Raw genomic sequence first — 24,416 nt, 5'->3', positions numbered from 1 at the left:
GCCGATGGAACGTATCCCGATTCTTCAAATGGGCAAGTTTCTGCTGGTGACCATTCAGGTCGACATGCATGACCAACTCGCCCTCACCTTGCAGGACGACTTGTCCGAGCGCATCAGCAAGACCTCGGCGCGTGGTGTGCTGATCGACATCTCGGCGCTGGACATGGTCGACTCGTTCATTGGCCGGATGATCAGCACGATCTCCGGGCTGTCGAAAATCATGGACGCCGAAACCATGCTGGTCGGCATGCAGCCGGCCGTGGCGATCACCCTGGTCGAACTCGGCCTGACCCTGCCCGGCGTCAGCACCGCACTGAATGTCGAGCGCGGGATGAAACTGCTGCAGGAACGAGTAGACCGGCAATGACCGTACGCAGCAGCGGTACTCAACCCATCCATATCGAGCAGGATGTCGTGCTCGCACGCCAGACCGCCCGCAAACTCGCCACCGAATGCGGGATGCGCCTGATCGACCTGACCAAAATGGTCACGGCGGTCAGCGAACTGGCGCGCAACACCATGGTGTACGGTGGCGGCGGCGACATGGACTGGCAGATTCTCGATGAAGATCACAAGGTCGGTCTGCGCTTGACGTTCCGTGACGAAGGCCCCGGTATTGCCGATATCAAACTGGCGATGACCGACGGCTGGACCTCCGGCAGCGGCATGGGCCTGGGCCTCACCGGCGCCAAACGGCTGGTCGAGGAGTTCGAACTGGACACCGAGCCGGGCAAGGGCACGCGAATAACGATCACCCGATGGACATGAATATCGCTGGGTCGCTGACCCAGGTACTGCTGATCGAAGACAGCAGCCAGATCGGCCATGCCCGGCGCACCGCGCAACGGCTCGCCGAGCAACACGGTTTTGATGCGACCGATGCCGGACGGGTAGCACTAGTCGCCACCGAACTGGCCAGCAACGTGCTCAAGCACGCCAGCCGCGGCGAGCTTCATCTGCGGTTGTTGCCGCGCCCCGGCGGATTCGGCATCGAGATGCTCGCGGTCGATCGCGCACAGGGCTTTGACCTCGACGCGTGCCTGACCGATGGCTTTTCCACCGGCGGCACCCAAGGCATCGGACTGGGCGCCGTGGCCCGTCAGACCGAAGTCTTCGACGTGCACGCCGACGCCCGTGGGGCGGTGCTGCTGGCGCGTCTGTATCCGCGCGGCGACCGTCAACCGGACTTGCGCTACGGCGTCAGCCAGCACTCGTTGCACAACGACCCGGCGTGCGGCGATACCTGGCACCTGGCGTACAACGGCGCGAATGTCAGTGCGCTGGTGATCGACGGCCTCGGCCACGGTGAGGATGCCGAACGCGCGGCCAAGGCCGGCGAGCGGGTGTTCGCCGAGACGCCGTTCGCCAGTCCGGTGCTGCTGATGGAGGATATGCACCGCGACATGATCGGCAGCCGTGGCGGCGCAGCCGCGTTCGCCCAGTTCAATGCCGCCCGCGACGGCCTGACCTTTACTGGCGTGGGCAACATCGGCGCCAGCCTGATCACCGCCGACAAGTCGCGGGGCCTGGCCTCGCACCCGGGCATCGTCGGCGGCCAATACCGGAAAGCCCAGCCTTTTGACTATGCTCACGTGAACGGACATCTATTGATCATGTACAGCGACGGCTTGCAGTCCCGTTGGAATCTTCAAGACTACCCCGGTCTGGTGCACCGCCATCCCGCCGTGATAGCCAGCGTCCTGCACCGCGACTTCTGTCGCGGGCGCGACGACGTCACGGTACTGGTCGTTGCCCTGGAGGCCGCCCATGGCTGAGTCGCCAATCCTGAATGCCGCCGAACAGGCTGCGCTGATCGCCCGATTGCAGAGCGAGACCGCCGCCCTGCGCGCAGAACTCGACGAGACCAACCAGGGCGTGCTGGCGCTCTACGCCGAACTCGACACCCAGGCGGAAGAACTGAGGCAGGCCTCGGACCTGAAAAGCCGCTTTCTGTCGTACATGAGCCATGAGTTCCGCACCCCGCTCGGCTCGATCCTCAGCATCAACAGCCTGCTGGCTGACGAACTCGACGGCCCGCTCAGCCCCGAGCAGCACAAGCAGGTAGCGTTCGTCAGCAGCGCCGCGCGTGAACTCAGCGACATGGTCGATGACTTGCTCGATCTGGCGAAGATCGAAGCCGGGCGGATCACTATTTCCCCGGCATGGTTCGACATGTTCGACCTGTTCTCCGCCCTGCGCGGGATGTTCCGGCCGATCGTCGATGCGTCGGCGGTGGACCTGATTTTCGAAGAGCCGGTCGGCCTGCCACGCCTGTACACCGACGACAAAAAACTCGGGCAGATTCTGCGCAACTTCATTTCCAACTCGCTGAAATTCACCACCCGCGGTGAAGTGCGGGTTTCGGCGCGCTTGGAAGGCTCGGACAAAGTACGTTTCGCCGTCAGCGACACCGGTATCGGTATCGCGCCGGAGCTGCACGGTGCATTGTTCGAGGACTTCTCCCAGGTCGACTCGCCGCTGCAGAAACGTCTGCGCGGCACCGGCCTCGGCTTGTCCTTGTGCAAGCGCTTCGCTGCCCTGCTCGGCGGCGAGGTCGGGATGGACAGCACACCGGGGGTCGGCTCGACCTTTTTCGTGATCATTCCGCTGGCGCTCGCCTTGGAGAACGTCGATGAAACGTGACATCCGTCTATTGATCGTCGACGACAACGCCGCCACCCGCTACGCCTTGCGCCGGCGCCTGGAGCGCCATGACTACGAGGTGCTGGAGGCCGGCACCGGCAGCGAAGGCCTGGCACTGATCGCGAGCGAGCCACTCGATGCGCTGATCCTCGACGTCAACCTGCCGGACATGAGCGGCTTCGACATCGTGCGCATCTTGCGTGCTGATGCACGCACCGCGCTGCTGCCGGTGATCCACGTGTCTGCGGCGTCGATCCAGACCGGCGACATCATCACCGGCCTGAACGCCGGGGCGGATGCTTACCTGATTCACCCGGTAGACCCGGACGTGCTATTGGCGACCCTGCGCACTCTGCTGCGGGTACGCGATACCGAAAACGCGCTGCGTGAGAGCGAGGCCCGGTTTCGCGAGATTTTCGTCAACGTCTCGGCGCCGATTGCCGTGCTCGATGCCAACCTGAAAGTGCATGAATGCAACCACGCCTTCACGCAGATGATTCAAGACAACCGCAACCCGGAAACGCTCAGCGAGTGCTTTGACCAAGACCAGGGCGCGATCCTCAACGAGTTGCGCCTGCGGCTGGTCGATGGCGAGCGCTGGAAAGGCACGTTGAACATGCGCGTACAGGGCGAGGTCCGCGAAACCGAGTGGCAGATTTCGCCATACCGCACACCGCAGCTGAGCCTGGTATTCGTCGAAGACGTCACCGAGCATCGCCACCGCGAGCGCTCGCACCTGGCACAGCTGGACGACACCACCACACAACTGGCCAAGGAAGTTGCCGAGCGGGTGCGCGCCGAATCGCAGTTGCTGCAAGTGCAGAAGATGGACGCACTGGGCAAGCTCACCGGGGGTATCGCCCACGACTTCAACAACCTGCTGACCGGGATCATCACCAGCCTCGAACTGATCCAGAAACGCATGGCCGATGCACGGCCGGACAAGGTGCAGTTCTACGCCGAAGCCGCACTGAATTCAGCGATGAGTGCGGCGTCCCTCACTCATCGTCTGCTGGCCTTCGCCCGCCAACAGCCACTGGATACCCGACCGGTGGACATCAATGAGCAGGTGCGCTCGCTGGAAGAATTGCTGATGCGCACCATCGGCGAACGCATCACCCTCAAGCTTGAACTGACCAACAAACCGGCGATTGCCCTGGTCGATCCTGTGCAGCTGGAAAGCGCGGTGCTGAATCTGGTCATCAACGCCCGGGATGCGCTGCCCCGAGGCGGCAATATCTGGGTCAACACCTATGCCGCGTATTCCCACGGCGACCCGAACATGGCCGATGGTGCGTATGTCGCGCTGTCGGTGCGCGATGACGGCACCGGTATCGAGCACAGTGTGATCGACAAGGTGTTCGATCCGTTCTTCACCACCAAACCGCTGGGCCAGGGTACTGGTCTGGGGTTGTCGACGATCTACGGTTTCGCCCGCCAGTCCGGTGGCGATGCGCACATCCGCAGCGTGGCACGGCGTGGCACCGAAGTGACCATCATGCTGCCGGCGACGAACGACCCGACCGGCGCCGACATCCCGGCGCCGAAGGTGGATCCGCAGGGTGCCGGCGAGCATGTCCTGATTGTCGAAGACATGCCGGCAGTGCGTATGTTCGTCACCGAAGTGCTGGAAGACGCAGGTTATCGCTGCACGCAGGCGGCGGATATCGAAACCGCGCTGGAGCGTTTGCAGAATGATCCGACGATCGACCTGCTGCTGAGCGACGTCGGCCTGCCGCGCATGAGCGGCCGGGAACTGGCGGACGTGGCGCGGGGCTGGCGTGAAAGCCTGCCGATTCTGTTCATGACCGGTTATGCCGAGACCGCGATCAATCGCCAGGTGTTCCTGGGCAGTGGTATGGAAATGCTGGTCAAGCCGTTCCAGATCAGCGAACTGCTGGACAAGGTCCGCCGCACGCTTGATGGTGCCTGATACACCGCCATCAGGTTGCTCGGTTGAGAACACAGACCCTGTAGGAGTGAGCCTGCTCGCGATGGCGTCAGGTCAGTCAATTCATTTCTGGCTGACACTCCGCTATCGCGAGCAGGCTCACTCCTACAAGGGATTGCGGTGTGACATCTTCCGAGTACACCGCAGCCCCCTGTGGGGCCAGTAGGAACGGCGTCGCTATCGGCTCAAGGCCCGGGCCAGAAACGGTGCGGTTCGGCTCTTCTTGCTCGCGGCAACTTTCTGCGGCGTGCCGGCGGCGACGATTTTGCCGCCCTGATCCCCGGCCCCCGGGCCGATGTCGATCACCCAGTCACTCTGCGCCACCACGCGCATTTCATGTTCGACCACGATCACCGTGTGTCCTGCCGTGACCAGCGTATCCAGTTGCTCCAACAACCGATCAACGTCCCGCGGATGCAGCCCGGTGGTCGGTTCATCCAGCACATACAGGGTCGCGCCGCGCTGATTGCGCTGCAGCTCAGTGGCCAGTTTGATTCGTTGCGCCTCGCCGCCCGACAACTCGGTGGCCGGTTGCCCAAGCCGCAGATAACCGAGGCCGATGTCACGCAGTACCTCCAGCGAACGACGAATCCCCGGCTGCCCGCTGAATACCTCTACCGCCTCTTCCACGGTCAGTTGCAGCACCTGCGCAATGCTCAAGCCTTGCCACTGAATCGCCAGAGTCTGCGGGTTGTAGCGCGCGCCATGACAGGTCGGGCACGGCGCATACACGCTCGGCATGAACAGCAACTCGACGCTGACAAAACCTTCACCCTCGCAGGTCGGGCAACGCCCCTTGGCGACGTTGAAGGAAAACTGCCCGGCGTCATACCCCGCCGCCCGTGCCTCGGGCGTGGCGGCGAACAGTTTGCGCACGTTGTCAAACAGCCCGGTGTAGGTCGCCAGATTCGAACGTGGCGTGCGGCCGATGGGCTTTTGATCGACCTGCACCAGGCGCTTGATCGACTCCAACCCCGCAGTCACCTGACCAGTGCTGGCCTGCGGCGCATCGTCTTCGAGGCTGAGCTCTTCCGGCTCGTCCTCAACCAGCGGCCGCCCGAGTTGCGCACCGACCAGTTCGAGCAACGACTGACTGACCAGACTCGACTTGCCCGAACCGGACACCCCGGTGACCGAGGTGAAGCAGCCCAAGGGAAATTCAGCGCTGAGGTTGTGCAGGTTATTGCGGCTGATGCCATCGAGTTTCAGCCAACCGCTCGGCTTGCGCGCGGTGCGGGTCTGCCGCTGGCTCTCGGCAAACAGGTAGGCGCGGGTCTGCGATTCGTCGATCTCGGCCAGCCCGGCCGGAGGGCCGCTGTACAACACCCGCCCACCCTTCTCTCCCGCCGCCGGGCCGACATCGATCAGCCAGTCGGCGCGGCGCATGGTTTCCAGATCGTGCTCGACCACAAACAGCGTATTGCCATCGGTCTTCAAGCGCTGCAAGGCTTCGAACAGCGCCTCGCCATCGGCCGGATGCAGACCGGCGGACGGCTCGTCGAGCACATAGATCACGCCGAACAGTTGCGAGCCCAATTGCGTCGCCAGGCGCAGGCGCTGCAACTCGCCGGACGACAGTGTCGGCGTGCTGCGCTCCAGCGCCAGATAACCGAGGCCCAGATCGGTCAGGGTGCTGACCCGCTCCAGCAAGTCCTCGGCAATCCGCTGCGCTGCCAGGCGTTTTTCCAGCGACAGGTTTGGCGTGTGGCGTACGTCCGGCGCACTGGCGTGGCCGCTGGCACCGTGGGCCACGCGCTGCTGGCGCGCCTCGCGGGTTTGCGCATGGCTGAGGGTTTCGCCGCTTTCTTCGGCCTGCTGCAGATAGGTCGCCGCAGCCACGGGTTTCAATACTTCGGCCACTTGCAGCAGTGGCATCTGCGACAGTTCACCGATGTCGTAACCGGCAAAGGTCACCGACAACGCTTCACGCTTCAGGCGCTTGCCGTCGCACAACGGGCACGGGCTGCCGAGCATGAATTGCGAAACGCGCTTCTTCATCAGCGCACTTTGCGAATGAGTGAAGGTGTGCAGGATGTAGCGGCGGGCACCGGTGAAGGTGCCCTGATAACTCGGTTCCATCTTGCGCTTGAGGGCGACCCGGGTTTCCTCCGGGGTCAGCCCGGCGTACACCGGCACGGTCGGGGTTTCTTCGGTGAACAGAATCCAGTCACGCTGCTTTTTCGGCAGTTTCTTCCAGGGGATATCGACGTCGATGCCCATGGTCACGAGGATGTCGCGCAGGTTCTGCCCCTGCCACGCCAGCGGCCAGGAGGCCACGGCGCGTTGGCGGATGGTCAGGTTCGGATCGGGCACCATCAGCGCCTCAGTCACCTCGTAGACCCGGCCCAGACCGTGGCACTCCGGGCACGCGCCTTGCGGGGTGTTCGGCGAAAAATCCTCGGCATAGAGCATCGGCTGCCCCGGCGGATAACTGCCGGCGCGGGAATAGAGCATGCGGATCAGGCTCGACAAGGTGGTCACGCTGCCCACCGACGACCGCGTGCTCGGCGTACCGCGCTGCTGTTGCAGGGCCACGGCGGGCGGCAGGCCTTCGATGGAATCGACATCCGGCACCCCGACCTGATCGATCAGCCGCCGCGCATACGGCGCCACAGATTCGAAATAACGCCGCTGGGCTTCAGCGTACAACGTTGAAAACGCCAGCGACGACTTGCCCGAACCGGAAACGCCAGTAAACACCACCAGCGCATCGCGGGGGATGTCGACGTCGACGTTCTTCAGATTGTGTTCGCGGGCGCCACGCACCCGGACCATGCCGGTAGGTGCTTTGGAATTACGCTTGGAAGTCATTGGCTGTCCCTGCAGAAAAATGGGGTCGAAGCTGAACCCTGTGATGAGGGGATTTATCCCCGATCGGCGGCGCAGCCGGCGCAGTTACTGCAAATTCCATATAGCTGGGAAAATGCTGGGGAGTGCTGGGGAGGGCTGCGCACTCCATCGGGGATGAATCCCCTCGCCACAGGGAATCAGGCACTCAGCACCGAGCGAATCATCTGCAACAACGCCTCCGGGCCATACGGTTTGCCGAGCAAGTGCGTGTCCGGGCTCAACTGGTGGTTGCGTGAAATGATGTCGCGGGTGTGGCCGGAGGTGAACAGCACCGCCACCGGTGGTGTCTGCACCTTGGCCCACGCCGCCAGATCGGAGCTTTTGATCAGCCCCGGCATCACCACGTCGGTGAAAATCAGATCCACTTGCGCGCCGTCCAGCAGCAACTGCATTGCCACGTCGCCATTGCTCGCAGTCAGTACGCGGTAGCCTTCCTCGCGCAGCAACTCCACGGCCGAAGCACGCACTGCGTCGTTATCCTCGACCACCAGAATGGTCTCGTGGCCGCCGCTCTGCTGCGGGTCGACGCTCGGCGTCTCATCGAGAACCGGACGCAGGCTGCGCGGAAAGTACAGTTGCACCCGCGTGCCTTCGCCCACGGTGCTGTCGATCTCGACGTGGCCACCACTCTGTTTGACGAAGCCGAACACCATGCTCAGACCGAGCCCGGTGCCCTGGCCGTCAGCCTTGGTGGTGAAGAATGGCTCGAACACCTGCTCGAGCATTTGCGGCGCAATGCCGACGCCGGTATCGCTGACCACCACCCGCACGAAATCGCCGGCGACGATGCCTTTGCCCGCGCAAAAAGTGCTGTCCAGCCGAGTATTAATGGCACTGAGGACAATCGTACCCTCGCCTTTCATCGCATCGCGGGCGTTGATCGCCAGATTGAGAATGGCGTTTTCCAGTTGATTGCGGTCGACGTTGATGTGCCACGGGTCCTGCGGCAATTGCACGTCGATCTGAATGGTTTCGCCCAATGCGCGCTGCAGCAATTCACCGACGCCGTCGAAGATCTGCCGCGGATCGCACACCGCCGGCGACAACGGTTGGCGCCGGGCAAAGGCGAGCAGTTGCGACGACAGCTTGGCGCCGCGCTCGACCGCTGCCAGCGAGGCGCTGACCCGGCGTTGCACGTTGGCATTGTCCGGCTCATGCCGCGCCAGCAGGTGCAGGTTGCCGGCGATCACTTGCAGCAGGTTGTTGAAGTCGTGGGCCACGCCGCCGGTCAGTCCGCCGATGGCTTCAAGCTTCTGCGACTGGCGCAGTTGCTCTTCCGCCGCCAGTCGAGCATCCACTTCGTTGGCCACCCGCTGCTCCAGGTTGCGCGTGAATTTGAGCAGGGATTCTTCGGCAATCTTGCGTTCATGGATGTCGATCAACACCCCGGGAAAACGAAACGGCGCACCGTGTTCGTCGAACTCGCAGGCGCCACTGGCGAGCACCCACAGGTAGCTGCCGTCCGCACGCCGCACGCGGTATTCGGCATTGTACGGCTCACCGGTCTGCAGCGAATGACTGACCCGATCATGCACCCACGCCAGGTCGTCCGGGTGGATCCGCGACTCATTGACGGATTGCGGCAGGTTGCTCAAGTCCTGATCCGGCGGATAGCAAAAGGTCCGGGCGAAACGCTCGTCGGCCGACAGCACATTGTTCTTCACGTCCCAGACGAACGAGCCGAGCAAGGCCCCGGCATTCAGCGCCAGACGCACCCGTTCGTTGTCGGCCCGATAAGCGTCTTCTGCCGCCTGACGCAGGCGCTCGGAACGCACCAACTCGGTGGTCTCGACCACCATCGCCATCACTCCTGAAGGCACGCCGTCATCGTTGGCCACCGGGCTGTAATACAGATCCATCCAGACATCTTCGGGCACGCCATCGCGCAGCAGCACCAGTTCCTTGTTGCGGTAGGACAAGGTGCCGCCCGCCAGACAGGTGTCGACCACATGCCGGTTGAACTCGGCGACTTCCGGCCAGCCCAGCTCCACCGGCACCCCCAACAGATAGGGGTGGCGGCCACCGGCAAACTGCGAGTAAGCGTCGTTGTAGATCATGTAGCCGGCGTGGCCCCAGAGCATGACCATCGGCAAGGGCGAGGCCAGCATCAATTGCACGGTGCTGCACAAGCTGGCAGGCCAGGTGTCGAGCGGGCCGAGTTCGGTGAGGCGCCAGTCGAACGCGCAAATGCGTTCGGCCATCTCGCCTTTCCAGCCGTCACAACCGTGGCTATCGGATAAAAACTGCATCGATTGACTCGGTGTCCTGTGGTGTTTGCCCGATACATCGCGACGGCAGAACGCCGCGACGCCCGTCTGTTTCGAGCCTCATCGGCCGTAATGGTTTCATTAGAGGTATAGCCGATTTCAGACCAGGCCCGGATCAGACCCCGATCAGGTGCTTGAGGGGATGGTAGCCAGTTTTCATCTTCGCCGCGACGTCGAGAATCGCCTTCTCGATGCCGTTCAAATGCGTGCAGGTCAGTTCGATGGCGGCGCTCTGATCGCCCGCCTCGATGTATTCGATCAGGCGCAGATGTTCGTTGTCACGGCAGGCTTCATGGCTGTCATCATCCAGTGCAGCGACATACAGCGAGGCGCGGGAAATCAGCTTCTGGAACCAGTCGAGCAGCACCGGGTTGTTGAGGCTGCGCGCCAGTTTGAGGTGGAACTCGCCGAGCAGGTAAATCAGTTGCTCGTGATCGCCTGCCGCGTGGGCTGCGTCCTCCAGTAGCAGGTGCTCGCGCAAGACCTGCATGGCGGCGGTGTCCTTGCGCCGACAGAGTTCGGTGACCATGCCGATTTCGATCAGCCGCCGGGTTTCGAACAGCGAGCGGATCTCTTCGTTGCTCGGCAGCGACACCGATGCACCTTTATTCGGCTCGGTGGTGACCAGCCCCTCGGCTTCCAGTTGCTTGAGCGCGGCGCGTACCGACGTGCGGCTGACATTGAACAGTTCGGCCAGGGACGCTTCGCCCAGCTTCATCCCCGGACGCAGCGAACGCTTGCTGATCGCCTGGTAAACCCCTTGGTAGACGCGGTCGACCGTGGTTTCCAGTTTCTTCTCGGTCATTCGAACACTCCTTTAGCCTCGGGCAAACACGGTGTTGCAGCGTTATTCGCCGTTTGCGCAGATAAGTGTGGCGCAGGATATCGCCTTCGGCGTCGAGATGCAGGGTCTGGATACGATTGGTCGGCGGGATGATTTCGATTTGCCGACCCGCTCATTGCAAGCGTGGACGGAAGCAGCGGGCGGTGGCGAGCGGTTTTGGCGGTCGCCAAATAAATCGGCTGCGAAACGCCTTCCCCTTGTGGGAGCGGGCTTGCTCGCGAATGCGCCGGGTCAGTAAAACATTTGGCGACTGACCCACCGCATTCGTCGGAACGCCGCCCGGAGCAAGCCCGCTCCCACAGAGGATTTCAGGCGTGCCGGTAATTGTCAGTCAGTACCGTATTTCGGCGAGCGCGGGCCGTACAACAGGCCGGCGTGCTGACCGGCCGACAACAGGCGATTGCTCGCCACGCCGGCAATCGGATACCCGGCGTCGGTCGAACTGTTGATCACCTGCTTCACCGCGGCGGTGATCAGCATGCCGACCAGGCCGCCACCACTGTTATTGCCGCCCTCTTCGCTCGACGCCCGTGCCGAACCGGTCCACAGCGTGGTGCCGGATTTCAGATCGACCAGCTTGGCGGTGGCGGTTACCGCGGTTTCGCTGCTGATCACCATGTAGCGCGTACCGTACTCGGTCACGGTGATGTACAGCGCAGCGTCGGCGCCGAAGATTTCCTTGAGCTTGTTGGCCGGCGCCTGATGAATGTCATCCGGGGTGGTCAGGCCGTTCTGACGGAAGGTTTCGTCCACCAGGGTGATCGGCAGCACGTAGTAACCGGCCTCGGCCAATGGGAACGTCACCTGCGACAGCAAGCTGTAGGAAGCCTTGACGTCCGGCGAGGTGTTCAGCGGTGGCAGCACCAGAATGGTCTTCGGCCGTGCCTGTTTGTACGCCGAGTAATCCACGGTTTTCGGCGCGACGCAGCCACCGAGCACGGTCAAGGCCAATCCGGCGGCCAGCAGTTTCAGGGTGCGCGAAATCATTTGGCGTCTCCGGTCTTGGCGTTTTTAAGCAGAAAATCCATGTATGGGCCGGACTCGGGGAACAGCGCTTTTTCGGTGCGGAACTGCTGCACCATCTGATCGTCCTTGCCCATGCTCAGGTACAGCAGACCCAGGTGCGCGTGGTAACCCGGCGGCACCGCCTTGCCGGTGGAACGGATCTTCTGCAGGTCGCGCTCCAGCACTTCGGCCTGGGCTTCTTTTGGCTCTTCGCCTTTGAAGTATTCGTAAACCTGCGGTTGGTAATCTTCCCACTGGTACAGGGTTTTCGGGCTGCTGCAACCGGCCAGCAAGGCGCTGGCGGCCAGCGTCAGGGCCAGCAGCGACCGCGACAAAGTCAGATTCATGGGTGTTGCTCCTTGCAATGAATAGCGATCAGTTGCCCGGTTTCCAGGCGCCGGCGTTCATGCCATCAACCAGACGATTGATCGCCTCGCGCATGGCCAGATCGAGGACTTTGCCGTTGAGGGTGGAGTCGTACGCGGCGGTGCCGCCGAAGCCGATGATTTCGCGGTTGGACAAGGCGTACTCGCCGGCGCCCTGGGTCGAATACACCACTTCGGAGGTGCTGATGTTGACGATGTTCAGGTTGACCTTGGCGTAGGCGACCTGGGTCTTGCCACGGCCGAGAATACCGAACAGCTGGTGGTCGCCGGTTTCCTTGCGGCCGAACTCGGTGACGTCACCGGTGACCACGTAATCGGCGCCCTTGAGGCGCTGGGCCTGGCCCTTGATCGCCGCTTCCTGCTGGATCTCGCCCATGTTGTCGCGATCCAGTACCGAGAAACGGTTGGTCTGCTGCAAGTGAGTGATCAGGATGGTCTTGGCCTGGCCGCCGAGACGATCAACGCCATCGGAGAAGATCCCGCGCATGTAGCTGGAGCGGTTATCGAACTTGCCCACCGCCATCGGCACGCGAGCACCGGTCCAGACTTGCGTGGCGCTCTCGACCTTGGCCACCGGCAGTGCGCGGGAGCTTTCGGTGGCGCACCCGGCAAGGGAGCTGGCGAGGGTGCCGAGCACGGCAATCGCAACGCCTGAGACCAACATCCGGGAGATCATTCTCACTGTGCATTCCTTCTGAAAAAAAACGGTGTGTCCCGGCACGGCTACGCGGTGGGGAGCGGAAAAGGGGCGGCATTATGACAAAGTGCCACCATTGGTGACAGAGATTTTTGACGCCAATCAATTGGCTTGCTTGGACACACACAAATCCCCCCTGTGGGAGCGGGCTTGCTCCGGGCGGCGTTCCGACGAAAGCGGTGTGTCAGCCACTTATTTGCCAACTGACACACCGTCTTCGCGAGCAAGCCCGCTCCCACAGGGGGGATATGTGGTGTTTTGGAGTTTAGTGAAAGTCGCGGCTCTGCACGCGGATGCCATCCAGCAGCGGACTCAGGTCGCTCAGCCGTCCGGCGATCAAATGCCGTACTTCGCCCTCCCGCTCCCAGCGGCCATCGACCTTGAGCAATTGCGAACCGACCAGCACCTGACGCTGGCGCTCGGCCAGATCGCGCCAGACCACCACGTTGACGTTGCCGAACTCGTCTTCGAGGGTGACGAAGGTCACGCCGCTGGCAGTGCCCGGTCGCTGCCGCCCGGTGACCAGCCCGGCGATGCTCACCGGCCGACCATGCTCGACGTCCAGCAACTCCTGAGAGCTGCGGCAACGCCGGGCCTTGAGTTCGCCACGCAGCAGCGCCAGCGGATGCGGCCCCAGCGTGGTGCCGATAGTCGCGTAATCGGCCTGCAGATCTTCGCCGACACTCGGTTTGGGTAGCAGCACATCGGGTTCTTCCTGACTTGGCAAACCGGCAAACAGGCCCAGCTGTTTCTGCACCCCGGCCACTTCCCAACGCGCACGATGCCGATGGCCGGCCATCCCACGCAACGCCCCCGAATCGGCGAGCAACGCTTGGGCGCGACTGTCGAGCGCGGCCCGCTCGCCCAGATCGGCGACATCGGCAAACGCCCCGCGCGCCCGCGCCGCCTCGATGCGCCGGGCGTCGTCCTCGCGAAAGCCCTTGATCATCCGCAGGCCCATGCGAATCGCCGGTTGCGCGCCGCTGATCGGTTCCAGACTGCAATCCCAGTCGCTGGCGCGCACGTCCACCGGACGGATCTGCAACTGATGGCGGCGCGCGTCCTGCAGAATCTGATCCGGGCTGTAGAAACCCATCGGCCAGCTGTTGATCAACGCGCAGGCGAACGCCGCCGGTTCGTGGCACTTGAGCCAGCAACTGGCGTAGGTCAACAAGGCGAAACTGGCAGCGTGAGATTCGGGAAAGCCATAGCTGCCGAAGCCCTTGATCTGCTCGAAGATCTGCGCGGCGAATTCCTCGGTGTAGCCGTTTTTCTTCATGCCGGCGGCCAGTCGCGCCTTGTGCGGCTCCAAGCCTCCATGGCGTTTCCACGCGGCCATCGAGCGACGCAACTGATCGGCCTCGCCGGGGCTGTAGTCGGCCGCAACGATAGCGATCTGCATCACCTGTTCCTGAAACAGCGGCACGCCGAGGGTGCGTTTGAGCACCACTTCCAGTTCCGGCGAGGGATAGGTTGTCGGCTCTTCCTTGTTGCGACGGCGCAGGTACGGATGAACCATTCCGCCCTGAATCGGCCCCGGGCGGACAATCGCCACTTCGATCACCAGATCGTAGAACTTTGCCGGCTTCAGCCGCGGCAACATCGACATCTGCGCCCGCGATTCGATCTGAAATACACCGATGGTGTCGGCGCGGCTGATCATCTCGTAGGTCGGTTTGTCTTTGTCTGGAATCGTCGCCAGGCTCAGATCGAGATGGCGATGACGACGCAGCAGATCGAAGCAACGGCGGATGGCACTGAGCATGCCGAGGGCGAGGATATCGACCTTGAGCAGCCCGACCGCATCGAGGTCGTCCTTGTCCCATTGAATGATCGTGCGCTCGGCCATGGCGGCATTTTCCACCGGCACCAGCGTGTCCAACGGCTGTTCGGAAATCACGAAACCGCCGGGGTGCTGCGACAGGTGTCGGGGGAAGCCGATCAGTTGCCCGGTCAGGCTCAGCACTCGACGCAGCACCGGGCTGTCGGGGTCGAAGCCGCCTTCTAGCAAGCGCGCCAGCGGCGGTGTTTCGTCGCTCCAGTGGCCGCAGCAATCGGCCAGTGCATTGATCTGATCCGGCGGCAAGCCCAAGGCCTTGGCCACGTCACGTACCGCACCGGCAGCGTGGTAGGTACTGACCACCGCCGTCAGCGCCGCACGCCGCCGGCCATATCGGCGAAACACGTATTGCAGGACTTCTTCGCGGCGTTCGTGCTCGAAGTCGACGTCGATGTCCGGCGGCTCGTTGCGCTCTTTCGACATGAAACGCTCGAACAGCAGCGTGGTGCGATCCGGGTCGATCTCGGTGATACCCAAGGCAAAACACACCGCCGAATTGGCCGCCGAACCGCGGCCCTGACAGAGAATTTGCTGATCGCGGGCGAAACGTACAACGTCGTGCACGGTGAGGAAGTAGCTTTCGTAGCCGAGCTCGGCGATCAGTTTCAGCTCATCGTCGATTTGCTTGAGCACTTTGGCCTGCGGCCCTTTTGGCCAGCGCCAGGCAATGCCTTCTTCGGTCAGTTGGCGCAACCAGGAACTGCCGGTGTGCCCCTGCGGCACCAGCTCCTTCGGATACTCATAGCGCAACTCGCCCAGCTCAAAAGTGCAACGCCGGGCCAGTTGCACCGAGGCGTCGAGCAACGCCGGCGGATAAAGCTCACGCAACACCTCGAGGCTGCGTAGATGGCGCTCGCCGTTGGGGTGCAGGCGCAATCCGGCCTCGGCCACCGGGACGTGATGGCGGATCGCGGTCATGGTGTCCTGCAGGGCGCGCCGGCCACGGGCGTGCATGTGCACATCGCCGCTGGCCACGGCGGCAATCTGCAACTGCCCGGCCAGACTCAGCAGTGCCGCCAGCCGCCGCTGATCGTCCTGCCCGCGATGTAGCTGCACCGCCAGATACAGGCGCTCGCCGAAAGTCTGTTTCAGCCAGCGGCCCTCCTCCACGTCATCGATGCTGTCCGGCACCCACACGGTGAACAACCCCGGCAACGGCTCGCTGAAATCCTCGCGCAGCACCTGGTACTGGCCCTTCTGCGTACGCCGCCGGGCCTGAGTGATCAAGCCGCACAAGGCCTGATAGCCCGCCAGGTTCTCCACCAACAGCAGCAGTTTCGGGCCGTTATCGATGCGGATTTCGCTGCCGATGATCAGCGGCAGCTCCACCGATTTCGCCGCTTGCCAGGCCCGGACGATCCCAGCCAGGGTGCACTCGTCAGTGATCGCCAGCGCCTGATAACCGTGTTTTTTTGCCCGCTGAAACAGCTCAAGGGCACTGGAGGCACCGCGCTGGAAACTGAAATTCGACAGGCAGTGCAGCTCGGCATAGTCGTGGTTCATGCAAACCAGCCCTGCAGCCACAACGGACCGCCCTCGCCCACGGCCCGATAGGCCCAGCCCTGCTGACCGGCGCGGTTCTGGATCAGGTAGTAATCGCGGCGCACATCATCACCGTCCCACCAGCCGGACTCGATGCGCTCCGGGCCCATGAGAATCCGCGCCGAACCTTCCGGCACACTCTGCGGTTCGCCGAGCAGCCAGCCCGGGCGCTGCACGCTCGGCAAACCGCTGCAAAGCTGCTTGTCGACGCCGTTCTGCCACGCACATTCCGGTCGGTGGTCGGCCTGAAAGCGCAGGCCCTGCACCGCGTCATCGCCGAGCCGTGCACGCAGACGTTCGCGCAATTGCTCCCAAGGCAAGGTCTGTTGCGGACGGTCATCGAACAGTTCCTGAAACTGCGGGACGAAACTCGGCAGGTCTTCGGCACGCAGGCGAAAGCCGCGCACCGGGGCCTCGACCTGGACTTGCTCCAGTCGCCCGCGGGCCAGTTCGAAGAGCATCGCCGGATCGCGCTCGGCGCTGAGCAGGCCGACCTTGATCAGCGTGTCCGGCAGCCCGGCGTGCTCCAGATGCAGGTCGAAACGCTGCACGCCGCTGTCACGTCCGCAGAGGAATGCCGACAGGTCAGCGGTCAAGCGGCGTAACGGAAACAGCAGCGCCTGATGGGATTGCACGTCGAAATTCAGTTCGATGCGCACATCGAAACGATCCGGCGGCAGATAGAACGCCAAGGCCAGCGGACGCGCGCCAAACAACGTGTCGAGATGCTTGAGCATCGACGCCTCGAAGCGCCGGGCCAGGGCCTGACGCGGCAGGCTCTGCAGCTGGTTCAGGTTGCGCAGACCCATGCGCGTCAGCGCGGTGGCGACCTGCGGCTCCAGCCCGACACGGTCGACGGGCAACTTTCCGAGGTGATGCTGCAGGGCCTCACCGTCAGGTACCACCAGACCGTCGTAGGCGTTGGCCAGCACCCGCGCCGCCACCGGATTCGGTGCGGCGACGATGCGATGGCGGAAACCCAGCTCGGTCAGCTCCTTGCGCAGCCGCGCTTCGAACTGCGCCCAGGAGCCGAACAGGCCCAGGCTCGACTCGATCTCGAACACCACGGTACGCGGATAATGCACGCTGACCTGCGCGCTGAAACGATAGGCCCACGCGGCGAGAAACTGCTGCCAGTGCTCGACCTCGGCGAGGTCGTAATCGGCGGTGGCAAAGCCTTTGCTTAGGGCCTGCGCGGCGGTCATCGACTGGCCGGCGCGCAAGCCGAGCTGGCGCGCCGCTGCATTCACCGCTTGCAGCACCCGGCGCTGGGCCGGGCCACTGAGCAGCACCAACGGCTCATCGGGATCGGCACGCTGACGCAGCACGGCGTCGAGGGCCAATTGCGGGAACAGAATACACACCCAGCGCATGACGACCTCAGTGCCCGACAGCAAAGGCAATCGGCGCGGTGCGCGCCAGTCCGCCACGGCACTTGAGCACGCGCAACTGGGCCGGTCTGGCGTCGATGGCAATGCGCAACGCGGCCGGCGACGGGTTGATCGCCTCGCTCAGCGGGCGCCAGGCAAACGCCAGGGTCTGGCCGGTTTCTGCCGCTACCTGCAAACGCCGCAACGCACGGTCATCGGCCTTGTGCGGCCAGCACAGCACCGCGCCGCAACTACCCGAACGCAGGCATTGCTCCGCCGCCCACAAGGCATCGCGTTCGCTGGCCTGAATCACCGACAACTGGCGCAGATCGACCCCGGCGTTCGCCCACGCCTGCGGGTACGGCACGAACGGTGGCGCCACCAGCACGATGCGCTCGCCCGCCGCCGACAGCCGCGCCAGGGTCGGCCACACCAGTTGCAGCTCGCCGACCCCGGGCCCGGCCAGGAGGATTTCGCTCAGCGCCGCTTCCGGCCAGCCACCGCTGGGCAGTGCCGCATCCAGCGCGGCATGCCCGGTGGGTTGCGGGCTGGCGGCCGGTGGCACAGGCCGGCCCTTCCAGACCTGGCCGCCATTGAACAGCGTATCGAGTGCAACGACGGCGCCCATCAGCCTTGCCTCACCAGACCGCAGAACACCCCTTCGATGGCCAGATCCTGATCGTCGCGCACGACAATCGGCTGGTACGCCGGGTTGCGCGGCAGCAGGCGCACCGTAGCGCCGACACGTTCGAAGCGTTTGATCGTCACCTCACCGTCGAGTCGTGCCACCACGATCTGGCCGTTGAGCGCCTCGGGATTGCGCTTCACTCCCACCAGATCACCGTCGAGAATGCCGTCCTCGATCATCGAATCGCCCTGCACCCGCAACATGTAGTCGGGCGCACGGGAGAACAGCGCGGGATCAAGCATCAAGCGGTTATGGATGTGGGCATCGGCGCCGATCGGTGCACCGGCAGCCACCCGGCCGAGCACCGGAATGTCCAGCAGCTCCGGCCGCGCGGGTTGCCCGAGCAGGCGAATGCCCCGGGCCTGGTGCGGATTGACCTCGATAAACCCGGCTTCGGTGAGCGCCAGCACGTGCTTGCGCGCCACGCTGCGCGAGGCAAAACCAAAAGCCTCGCTGATTTCAGCGAGGCTTGGGGGCTGACCGTGTTCGGCGATGCGTTCGCGGATAAAGGTCAGGATGGCGGTACGGCGGGGAGTCAGGTTTGTCATGGAGTACATTTGTACTCCTGTGGGATTTTACTGACAAGCACCGCCAGTCGGCCTGGGCCGGCGATCCACAAAAATCAAAAGATCGCAGCCTGCGGCAGCTCCTACAGGGGAACGGTGTCAGTTCAGGCCGCGTTCGGCGAGAAAGGCGGCGATGTAATCGATGAACGCCACCACTTTAGCCGTGGCCCGTCGATGGCTCGGGTACACCGCGAGAATGTGCGGGCCGAAGCTGTCCGGGTCGATTTCATAATCAGCCATGACCCGCACCAGACGCCCGTCGGCAATGTACGGCGCGGCGCTCCACAGCGGTGTGTGCAGCAAGCCGCGTCCGGCCAAAGCACTGGCCAGCAACAGGTCGTAATTGTCGCTGCGCAAGCGCGGCGCCGTCGGCTGTGGCAGGCTCAGCCGCTGCCCGTCGCGCTCGGCCCACCAGAACTCGCGACTGAGCAACGGATGCTGATACAACAGCCATTCATGCTGCTCAAGGGTTTGCGGATTCACCGGCAAACCCTTGCGTGCCAGATAGTCCGGGCTCCCGCACAAGGCCAGCCGATTGCTGCCGACCACCCGGGCGATCAGCCCCGGCAGGTCGTCATGGCCCTCGCGCAAGGCCAGGTCGTAGCCGCTTTCCAGCAGATTGACGAACGCGTCGCACAGATCCACTTGCAGGCTGATCTGCGGGTATTGCTGCAAAAAGCCGTCACACACCTGATCGAGAAACGCCCGCCCGTACGCCAGCGGTGCGGTGATTTTCAGGCTGCCACGCAGACCGTGCTGCAACTGCTCGATTTCCTCGCTGGCCTCCTCCAGCCGCTGCAACACCAGCCGCGCGGTTTCCAGATAAACCCGGCCGATTTCGGTCAGCAGGATCCGCCGCGTGCTGCGTTCGAACAGCCGCGCGCCGAGTTCCGACTCAAGATGATTGACCGCTTTGGTCAGCGCCGACGGGGTCTTGCCCAGTTGCTCCGCCGCGCGGCTGAAACTGCCGAGTTGCGCGGTGACCACGAACATTTTCAGTGCACCCAGCTTGTCCATGCTTTTTCCATTCAGGCAAAAACGTTTTTCGTGAGGGAGGCGTTCTGTCGGCCAGTGTCAGCCACTAATCTGGCCATCAGACGCAATAACAAGGAAATCTTCAATGAAAAGATTCATCCCGAGTCTGCTGGTGAGCGCGATAAGTTTTGCCTCGATGGAAGCCATGGCCGCCACCGATCTGGTGCTGGTCAACGGCAAGATTTTCACCGCCGACCGTTCGCAACCGAAGGAGCAGGCGCTGGCCGTGGAAAACGGCAAGGTGCTGAAAGTCGGCAGCGATGCGCAGATCAAGGCGCTGATCGAACCCGGCACGCAGGTGATCGACCTCGGCGGCAAGACGCTGATGCCAGGCTTGATCGACAGCCATTCCCACGCGATTTTCGGTGGCCTGGAAATGGTCTCGGCCAACATGGAAGACGAAGTCGTCGCCCTCGCCGAACTGGAAAAGCGCCTGCGCGCCTGGCGTGACGACGGCAAGGCCAGACATGGCGATGTGCTGAGCATTGCCGGCATGAGCTCGGCGTACTGGGCGCAGGCCGAAGCGCTGGGCAAGACCTTCAACCACGGCGAGTGGGCTGACGTGCCGGTGGTGTTCACCGGCAGTGACCACCACACCGCGTGGGCCAACAACGTGATGCTCAAGCGCGCCGGCATCGACGCGGCATTGCTCAAGACCCTGCCCGCTGCGGAACAAGACACGATCGGCGCACTGGCCAGCGGCGAGCCCAACGGTTTTCTGGTCGATGCCGGTTGGGACCGGGTCGCCGCGAAAATGCCGGTGCCGAGCCCGGCCGATATGCTCACCGCGGCCAAATCCGCGGTGCGCTTCAACAACAGCCTCGGCATCACCGCGTGGATGGACCCCGCCGCCAACGCCGCACCGGGCGAGGCCGTGTTCGCGCTCAAACCCACCGAGAAAACCGTCGGCGTGCTGCCGGCCTACAAAGCACTGTCGGAAAGCGGCGACATGAGCGTGCACGTCGCCGCGCTGCTGGTCGCCAACCCGAAAAGCCTGCCGGCCGACCTCGACACGCTGGATAAGGTGCGCCAGCAGTTTCAGGGCATCCCCAACCTGACCCTGCCCGGGGTCAAGATCTTCGCCGACGGCGTGATCGAGTACCCGGCGCAGAGCGCGGCGATGATCGACCCGTACAGCAACTCGCACAAACAGGGCGAACTGCTGATCGATCCAAAACATTTCGGCGAGCTGGTCAGCGCCATCGACCAGCGCGGCTGGCTGGTGCACATCCACGCCATCGGCGACCGTGCGGTGCGTGAATCACTCAATGGCATCGAACGTGCGCGCAAGGATCGGCAGAGCGGCATCACTCACTCGATCACGCACCTGCAGATGGTCAACCCGAAAGAGTTCGCCCGCTTCAAGCCGCTGAACGTGATCGCTTCGATGCAACTGCTGTGGGCCAGCGCCGACGACTACACCACCGACATGATCAAGCCCTACGTCAGCGCCCTCGCCTTCCGTTATCAATACCCGGCGCACTCGCTGCTGAAACAGGGCGCGACGATTGCCGGTGCCAGCGACTGGCCGGTGTCGTCGCCCAACCCGTTCAACGCCATGGCCCAGGCCATCACCCGCGTCGGCCCGCTGGGCGTGCTGAATGCCGACGAGCGTCTGGATCGCGAAAGCATGTTTTACGCCTATACCGCCAACGCGGCGCGAACCATAGGCCTGGACCAGCAGATCGGCTCACTGACGCCGGGCAAACAGGCTGACTTCATCGTGGTCGATCGCGACGTGTTCAGCGTCGACGAAAAAGCCCTGCATGACACCCAGGTGCTGCAAACCTGGTTTGGTGGGCGACAGGTCTACACCGCCACCCCATAACAACAGGCCCCCCCTCGCTTTTGTGGGAGGGGGCTTGCTCCCGAAGGCGTCCGGTCAGCAAACATTTCGATACCTGACCCACCGTCTTCGCGAGCAAGCCCGCTCTTACAGGGACTTTCACCCTACCCAAGCATTTCCACTGCATTTTCCAGCCCCTAAAACAATCACAACACCGGGACTTCACATGAAAGCCTTGCCCTTGCTCGCCCTGAGTTCCTTGAGCCTATTGCCCCTCAGCAGCTACGCGATCCCCCTGAACGACGATTTCGCCTTGCTGATCGACCTGACCCTGGCCAGCGACTACCGCACCCGCGGCATCTCGCAAACCCAAAATGACCCGGCCGTGCAGGCCGGTCTGACCCTGGCCCACAGCAGCGGTTTGTACGCGGGTGCCTGGAGTTCCAACGTCGATTTCGGCGGTGGCCTGAAAACCCGGCAGGAAGTCGATTACTACGCCGGCTGGCTGTGGCAGGCCACCGAGGACGTCAGCCTCGATCTGGGTTACCTCAAGTACGCCTACCCCAAGGAAAGCCAGTTCAACCAGAGCGAGGTCTACGGAATTCTCGGCGTCTACGGGGTGAAGCTGGCGGCGTATTACTCCAGCGATGCGCCGGGGATCGACAGCAAGCAGAGCTCGCTCTACACCTATGTTGGTTATGAAACCGAGCTGCCGTTCGATTCCGGGTTGAAACTGCGTTACGGCAACATGGACTTCAAGGACCCGCACCTGTATTCGGCGTCCGGGCATGGCGAGGACAGTTACCGTGAATGGGAGGTCAAGCTGACCCACAACGTGGCCGGGGTGGTGTTGGGCCTCAGCTATATCGATACCGATCTGTCGCAGAGCCAGTGCCTGAGTAACTGGGGGTTCAAGGATGTGTGCACCGCAACGGTGGTCGCCAGCCTGAGCAAATCCTTCTGACCCACCAAAGTACCCATTGTAGGAGTGAGCCTGCTCGCGATAGCGGTGTGTCATTCAACAACGATGTCGGCCGACCAACCGCCTTCGCGAGCAAGCACGCTCCCACAGTTTTAGATTTGCGCCCGAGTTTTGTTACAGGATGTTTACGAAATTTTTACTATTGTTCTTCTACAGTTACGCGCGTTTCCGCGCGTGATCTATTCGAGTAGAGGAATGTCTGTAATGGCTTTGGGCAAAGGACTGCGTTTACCGTCCATCACTTCCACCCGGCTGGTGTTGCTGTTTTCCCTGGCACTGGTGGCGCTGTACAACCTGGCGACCTGGAAGGCGCTGGGTACGCTGATCACCCTGCAAGGTGCACACAAACTGGCGTTTTTCGCCTCGTTCGGGCTGTTCCTGTGGGCGGCGATCACCCTGCTGCTGACCCTCGTTTCGTTTCGCTGGACGCTGAAACCGGCGCTGACTGTGGTCGCCCTGCTCTCGGCCTGTGCTGCGTATTTCATGAACGAATACGGGATCACCATCGACACGGTGATGATCCAGAACGTGTTCGAAACCAATCCCGGCGAAGCCGCTGCGCTGTTCAACGGCAAACTGCTGGCTTACGTGTTGCTGCTCGGCGTGCTGCCGGCGGCGTTGATCTGGCGCTGGCCGGTGCGTTATCGGCCGTTCTTTCGCGGCCTGCTCAACAAGCTGCTGGTGATTGCCGCGTGCGTGCTGGTGATCGGTGCCTCGGTGGGCGCGTTCTATTCGACCTACGCGCCGATCTTCCGTGAAGAAGACAAGCTCACCCATTTCATCAACCCGACCAATTACATCTACGCCATCAGCAAATACACCAAGCAACGCCTGGGCATCAAAAAGCACTTTGTGGTGCAGGCCATCGGTGAAGACGCGGTGATGAGCGCGAAAGCCGCCAGCCGCGAGAAGAAGTCGTTGATGGTGTTTGTGGTCGGCGAAACCGCTCGCGCCGATCACTTTTCGCTGAACGGTTATGCGCGCGAGACCAATCCCGAGCTGAGCAAACTGGACATCCTCAACTTCACTCAGGTGCACTCCTGCGGCACGTCCACGGCAGTGTCGGTGCCGTGCATGTTCTCGATGTTCCCGCGTGAGGACTACAGCGACAAGAAAGGCAAAACCTACGAAGGCCTGCTGGATATCCTGCAACGCGCCGGCGTGCAAGTGCTGTGGCTGGACAACAACAGCGACTGCAAAGGCACCTGCCTGCGCGTGCCGCACCGCGACATCGCGAAGAACCAGCCGGGGCCGTTCTGCGACGGCAACAACTGCCTGGATGAAGCGCTGCTGGCCGATCTGCAGAGCTACATCGACAGCCTCAAGGGCCACGCGATCATCGTGTTGCACGCCGACGGCAGCCACGGCCCGGAATACTACGAGCGCTACCCGAAAAGCATGGAGCGCTTCACCCCGATCTGCCACACCAACCAGTTGGGCAGTTGCAGCCGTGATGAACTGGTCAACGTGTACGACAACACCATCCTCTACACCGACCACTTCCTCGCCAAGGTCATCGAATTGCTCAAGCGTAATCAGGACACGCTGGATACCTCGATGCTGTATGTCTCCGACCATGGCGAATCGCTGGGTGAAAACGGTTTGTACCTGCATGCGGCGCCGTATGCATTGGCGCCGGAAGCGCAGACGCATGTGCCGATGGTGATGTGGTTTGGCAGCAACACTCTGGCGCAACTGGGGATTGATCGCGATTGCCTGCAAGGCAAGACCGGGCAGCCGGACCTGAGCCATGACAACCTGTTCCATTCGGTGCTGGGCTTGTTCGAGGTGAAGACCGCGCTGTATCAGCCGGGGCTGGATGTGTTTCGCGGGTGCCGGCCAGCCATGACGGCTGCGCAGTAACCCGGAGTTGCACCTATACCCTTGTAGGAGTGAGCCTGCTCGCGATAGCGGTGTGTCATTCAACAATGATGTCGGCTGATACACCGCTATCGCGAGCAGGC

19 protein-coding genes and 1 pseudogene are annotated in these 24,416 nt (G+C 62.9%); 9 read left to right on the top strand and 11 right to left on the bottom strand.

What is annotated here, in order from left to right:
* The first annotated feature begins 4 nt into the window (after nucleotides 1-4).
* The 5 genes from QRN61_RS12350 to QRN61_RS12330 are packed head-to-tail and all read left to right on the top strand — an operon-like array spanning nucleotide 5 to nucleotide 4,576.
* Nucleotides 5-367, top strand: a complete 363-nt coding sequence (locus QRN61_RS12350; protein WP_007912539.1) for an STAS domain-containing protein — start codon at nucleotides 5-7, stop codon at nucleotides 365-367.
* On the top strand, nucleotides 364-768 hold the full coding sequence (locus QRN61_RS12345; RefSeq protein WP_003225570.1) for an anti-sigma regulatory factor: 405 nt from the start codon (nucleotides 364-366) through the stop codon (nucleotides 766-768). Before QRN61_RS12350 ends, QRN61_RS12345 begins: the two co-directional genes overlap by 4 nt.
* Complete coding sequence (locus tag QRN61_RS12340) at nucleotides 765-1,775, top strand: ATP-binding protein (RefSeq protein WP_285373913.1); 1,011 nt, start codon at nucleotides 765-767, stop codon at nucleotides 1,773-1,775. Before QRN61_RS12345 ends, QRN61_RS12340 begins: the two co-directional genes overlap by 4 nt.
* The gene (locus QRN61_RS12335) at nucleotides 1,768-2,643 is read left to right on the top strand and encodes a sensor histidine kinase (RefSeq protein WP_103367863.1); all 876 of its coding nucleotides are present in this window, start codon (nucleotides 1,768-1,770) and stop codon (nucleotides 2,641-2,643) included. The genes QRN61_RS12340 and QRN61_RS12335 overlap by 8 nt, the downstream gene beginning before the upstream one ends.
* Nucleotides 2,633-4,576, top strand: coding sequence for a PAS domain-containing hybrid sensor histidine kinase/response regulator (locus tag QRN61_RS12330; RefSeq protein WP_285373891.1), 1,944 nt, complete (start codon nucleotides 2,633-2,635; stop codon nucleotides 4,574-4,576). Before QRN61_RS12335 ends, QRN61_RS12330 begins: the two co-directional genes overlap by 11 nt.
* Before the next feature lie 195 nt (nucleotides 4,577-4,771).
* Here the strand turns inward: QRN61_RS12330 and QRN61_RS12325 are convergent, their stop codons facing one another.
* From QRN61_RS12325 to QRN61_RS12315, 3 genes are all read right to left on the bottom strand, one after another.
* On the bottom strand, nucleotides 4,772-7,405 hold the full coding sequence (locus QRN61_RS12325) for an excinuclease ABC subunit UvrA (RefSeq protein ID WP_285373890.1): 2,634 nt from the start codon (nucleotides 7,403-7,405) through the stop codon (nucleotides 4,772-4,774).
* A gap of 176 nt (nucleotides 7,406-7,581) precedes the next feature.
* Nucleotides 7,582-9,693: a hybrid sensor histidine kinase/response regulator gene (locus tag QRN61_RS12320; protein WP_285373889.1), complete on the bottom strand. Its 2,112-nt coding sequence runs from the start codon at nucleotides 9,691-9,693 to the stop codon at nucleotides 7,582-7,584.
* A 133-nt stretch (nucleotides 9,694-9,826) separates the two neighbouring features.
* Nucleotides 9,827-10,516 (bottom strand): GntR family transcriptional regulator, encoded by a 690-nt coding sequence (locus QRN61_RS12315; RefSeq protein ID WP_027613675.1) that lies wholly within the window; start codon nucleotides 10,514-10,516, stop codon nucleotides 9,827-9,829.
* A gap of 91 nt (nucleotides 10,517-10,607) precedes the next feature.
* Between QRN61_RS12315 and QRN61_RS12310 the strand changes: the two are divergent.
* Nucleotides 10,608-10,715: pseudogene (locus QRN61_RS12310) on the top strand (flavin reductase family protein); the annotation flags it as partial.
* Between the two features lie 167 nt (nucleotides 10,716-10,882).
* Here QRN61_RS12310 and QRN61_RS12305 read toward each other — a convergent pair.
* The 8 genes from QRN61_RS12305 to QRN61_RS12270 all read right to left on the bottom strand — a co-directional run bounded on the left by QRN61_RS12305 (nucleotide 10,883) and on the right by QRN61_RS12270 (nucleotide 19,666).
* Complete coding sequence (locus tag QRN61_RS12305) at nucleotides 10,883-11,542, bottom strand: DUF799 domain-containing protein (RefSeq protein WP_027613674.1); 660 nt, start codon at nucleotides 11,540-11,542, stop codon at nucleotides 10,883-10,885.
* Nucleotides 11,539-11,907 (bottom strand): DUF4810 domain-containing protein, encoded by a 369-nt coding sequence (locus tag QRN61_RS12300; RefSeq protein WP_003225593.1) that lies wholly within the window; start codon nucleotides 11,905-11,907, stop codon nucleotides 11,539-11,541. Before QRN61_RS12300 ends, QRN61_RS12305 begins: the two co-directional genes overlap by 4 nt.
* Before the next feature lie 28 nt (nucleotides 11,908-11,935).
* On the bottom strand, nucleotides 11,936-12,622 hold the full coding sequence (locus QRN61_RS12295; RefSeq protein ID WP_177439976.1) for a CsgG/HfaB family protein: 687 nt from the start codon (nucleotides 12,620-12,622) through the stop codon (nucleotides 11,936-11,938).
* Nucleotides 12,623-12,908: 286 nt separating this feature from the next.
* The gene (locus tag QRN61_RS12290) at nucleotides 12,909-15,986 is read right to left on the bottom strand and encodes an error-prone DNA polymerase (RefSeq protein WP_285373888.1); all 3,078 of its coding nucleotides are present in this window, start codon (nucleotides 15,984-15,986) and stop codon (nucleotides 12,909-12,911) included.
* Nucleotides 15,983-17,398, bottom strand: coding sequence for a Y-family DNA polymerase (locus QRN61_RS12285; protein ID WP_285373887.1), 1,416 nt, complete (start codon nucleotides 17,396-17,398; stop codon nucleotides 15,983-15,985). Before QRN61_RS12285 ends, QRN61_RS12290 begins: the two co-directional genes overlap by 4 nt.
* 7 nt (nucleotides 17,399-17,405) lie before the next feature.
* A complete protein-coding gene (gene imuA / locus QRN61_RS12280; RefSeq protein ID WP_285373886.1) occupies nucleotides 17,406-18,023 on the bottom strand; it encodes a translesion DNA synthesis-associated protein ImuA in 618 nt (205 codons plus the stop codon).
* Nucleotides 18,023-18,640 (bottom strand): transcriptional repressor LexA, encoded by a 618-nt coding sequence (lexA, locus tag QRN61_RS12275; RefSeq protein WP_285373885.1) that lies wholly within the window; start codon nucleotides 18,638-18,640, stop codon nucleotides 18,023-18,025. The genes imuA and lexA overlap by 1 nt, the downstream gene beginning before the upstream one ends.
* A 108-nt stretch (nucleotides 18,641-18,748) precedes the next feature.
* Nucleotides 18,749-19,666: a LysR family transcriptional regulator gene (locus QRN61_RS12270; protein WP_096796823.1), complete on the bottom strand. Its 918-nt coding sequence runs from the start codon at nucleotides 19,664-19,666 to the stop codon at nucleotides 18,749-18,751.
* 103 nt (nucleotides 19,667-19,769) lie between these two features.
* Between QRN61_RS12270 and QRN61_RS12265 the strand changes: the two genes are divergently transcribed.
* The 3 genes from QRN61_RS12265 (at nucleotide 19,770) to QRN61_RS12255 (ending at nucleotide 24,315) form a co-directional block, all read left to right on the top strand.
* Nucleotides 19,770-21,512 carry an amidohydrolase gene (locus QRN61_RS12265; protein ID WP_285373884.1) on the top strand — a complete coding sequence of 581 codons (1,743 nt, stop codon included), beginning with the start codon at nucleotides 19,770-19,772 and terminating at the stop codon, nucleotides 21,510-21,512.
* 184 nt (nucleotides 21,513-21,696) lie between these two features.
* Nucleotides 21,697-22,434, top strand: coding sequence for a TorF family putative porin (locus QRN61_RS12260; protein WP_285373883.1), 738 nt, complete (start codon nucleotides 21,697-21,699; stop codon nucleotides 22,432-22,434).
* Between the two features lie 222 nt (nucleotides 22,435-22,656).
* Entirely contained in the window at nucleotides 22,657-24,315 is a 1,659-nt protein-coding gene (locus QRN61_RS12255; protein ID WP_285373882.1) for a phosphoethanolamine transferase, read from the top strand.
* Nucleotides 24,316-24,416: the final 101 nt, after the last annotated feature.

Source organism: Pseudomonas sp. lyk4-TYG-107, assembly GCF_030209055.1.
GTDB lineage: Bacteria > Pseudomonadota > Gammaproteobacteria > Pseudomonadales > Pseudomonadaceae > Aquipseudomonas > Aquipseudomonas putida_A.
This window is presented reverse-complemented; position numbering and strand designations above follow the sequence as displayed.

Excerpts from the sequence above, each read along its gene's own strand:
- QRN61_RS12350 (WP_007912539.1), top strand. The coding sequence starts at position 5 with ATGGAACGTATCCCGATTCTTCAAATGGGCAAGTTTCTGCTGGTGACC.
- QRN61_RS12345 (WP_003225570.1), top strand. The coding sequence starts at position 364 with ATGACCGTACGCAGCAGCGGTACTCAACCCATCCATATCGAGCAGGAT.
- QRN61_RS12340 (WP_285373913.1), top strand. The coding sequence starts at position 765 with ATGAATATCGCTGGGTCGCTGACCCAGGTACTGCTGATCGAAGACAGC.
- QRN61_RS12335 (WP_103367863.1), top strand. The coding sequence starts at position 1,768 with ATGGCTGAGTCGCCAATCCTGAATGCCGCCGAACAGGCTGCGCTGATC.
- QRN61_RS12330 (WP_285373891.1), top strand. The coding sequence starts at position 2,633 with ATGAAACGTGACATCCGTCTATTGATCGTCGACGACAACGCCGCCACC.
- QRN61_RS12325 (WP_285373890.1), bottom strand. The coding sequence starts at position 7,405 with ATGACTTCCAAGCGTAATTCCAAAGCACCTACCGGCATGGTCCGGGTG.
- QRN61_RS12320 (WP_285373889.1), bottom strand. The coding sequence starts at position 9,693 with ATGCAGTTTTTATCCGATAGCCACGGTTGTGACGGCTGGAAAGGCGAG.
- QRN61_RS12315 (WP_027613675.1), bottom strand. The coding sequence starts at position 10,516 with ATGACCGAGAAGAAACTGGAAACCACGGTCGACCGCGTCTACCAAGGG.
- QRN61_RS12305 (WP_027613674.1), bottom strand. The coding sequence starts at position 11,542 with ATGATTTCGCGCACCCTGAAACTGCTGGCCGCCGGATTGGCCTTGACC.
- QRN61_RS12300 (WP_003225593.1), bottom strand. The coding sequence starts at position 11,907 with ATGAATCTGACTTTGTCGCGGTCGCTGCTGGCCCTGACGCTGGCCGCC.
- QRN61_RS12295 (WP_177439976.1), bottom strand. The coding sequence starts at position 12,622 with ATGATCTCCCGGATGTTGGTCTCAGGCGTTGCGATTGCCGTGCTCGGC.
- QRN61_RS12290 (WP_285373888.1), bottom strand. The coding sequence starts at position 15,986 with ATGAACCACGACTATGCCGAGCTGCACTGCCTGTCGAATTTCAGTTTC.
- QRN61_RS12285 (WP_285373887.1), bottom strand. The coding sequence starts at position 17,398 with ATGCGCTGGGTGTGTATTCTGTTCCCGCAATTGGCCCTCGACGCCGTG.
- imuA (WP_285373886.1), bottom strand. The coding sequence starts at position 18,023 with ATGGGCGCCGTCGTTGCACTCGATACGCTGTTCAATGGCGGCCAGGTC.
- lexA (WP_285373885.1), bottom strand. The coding sequence starts at position 18,640 with ATGTACTCCATGACAAACCTGACTCCCCGCCGTACCGCCATCCTGACC.
- QRN61_RS12270 (WP_096796823.1), bottom strand. The coding sequence starts at position 19,666 with ATGGACAAGCTGGGTGCACTGAAAATGTTCGTGGTCACCGCGCAACTC.
- QRN61_RS12265 (WP_285373884.1), top strand. The coding sequence starts at position 19,770 with ATGAAAAGATTCATCCCGAGTCTGCTGGTGAGCGCGATAAGTTTTGCC.
- QRN61_RS12260 (WP_285373883.1), top strand. The coding sequence starts at position 21,697 with ATGAAAGCCTTGCCCTTGCTCGCCCTGAGTTCCTTGAGCCTATTGCCC.
- QRN61_RS12255 (WP_285373882.1), top strand. The coding sequence starts at position 22,657 with ATGGCTTTGGGCAAAGGACTGCGTTTACCGTCCATCACTTCCACCCGG.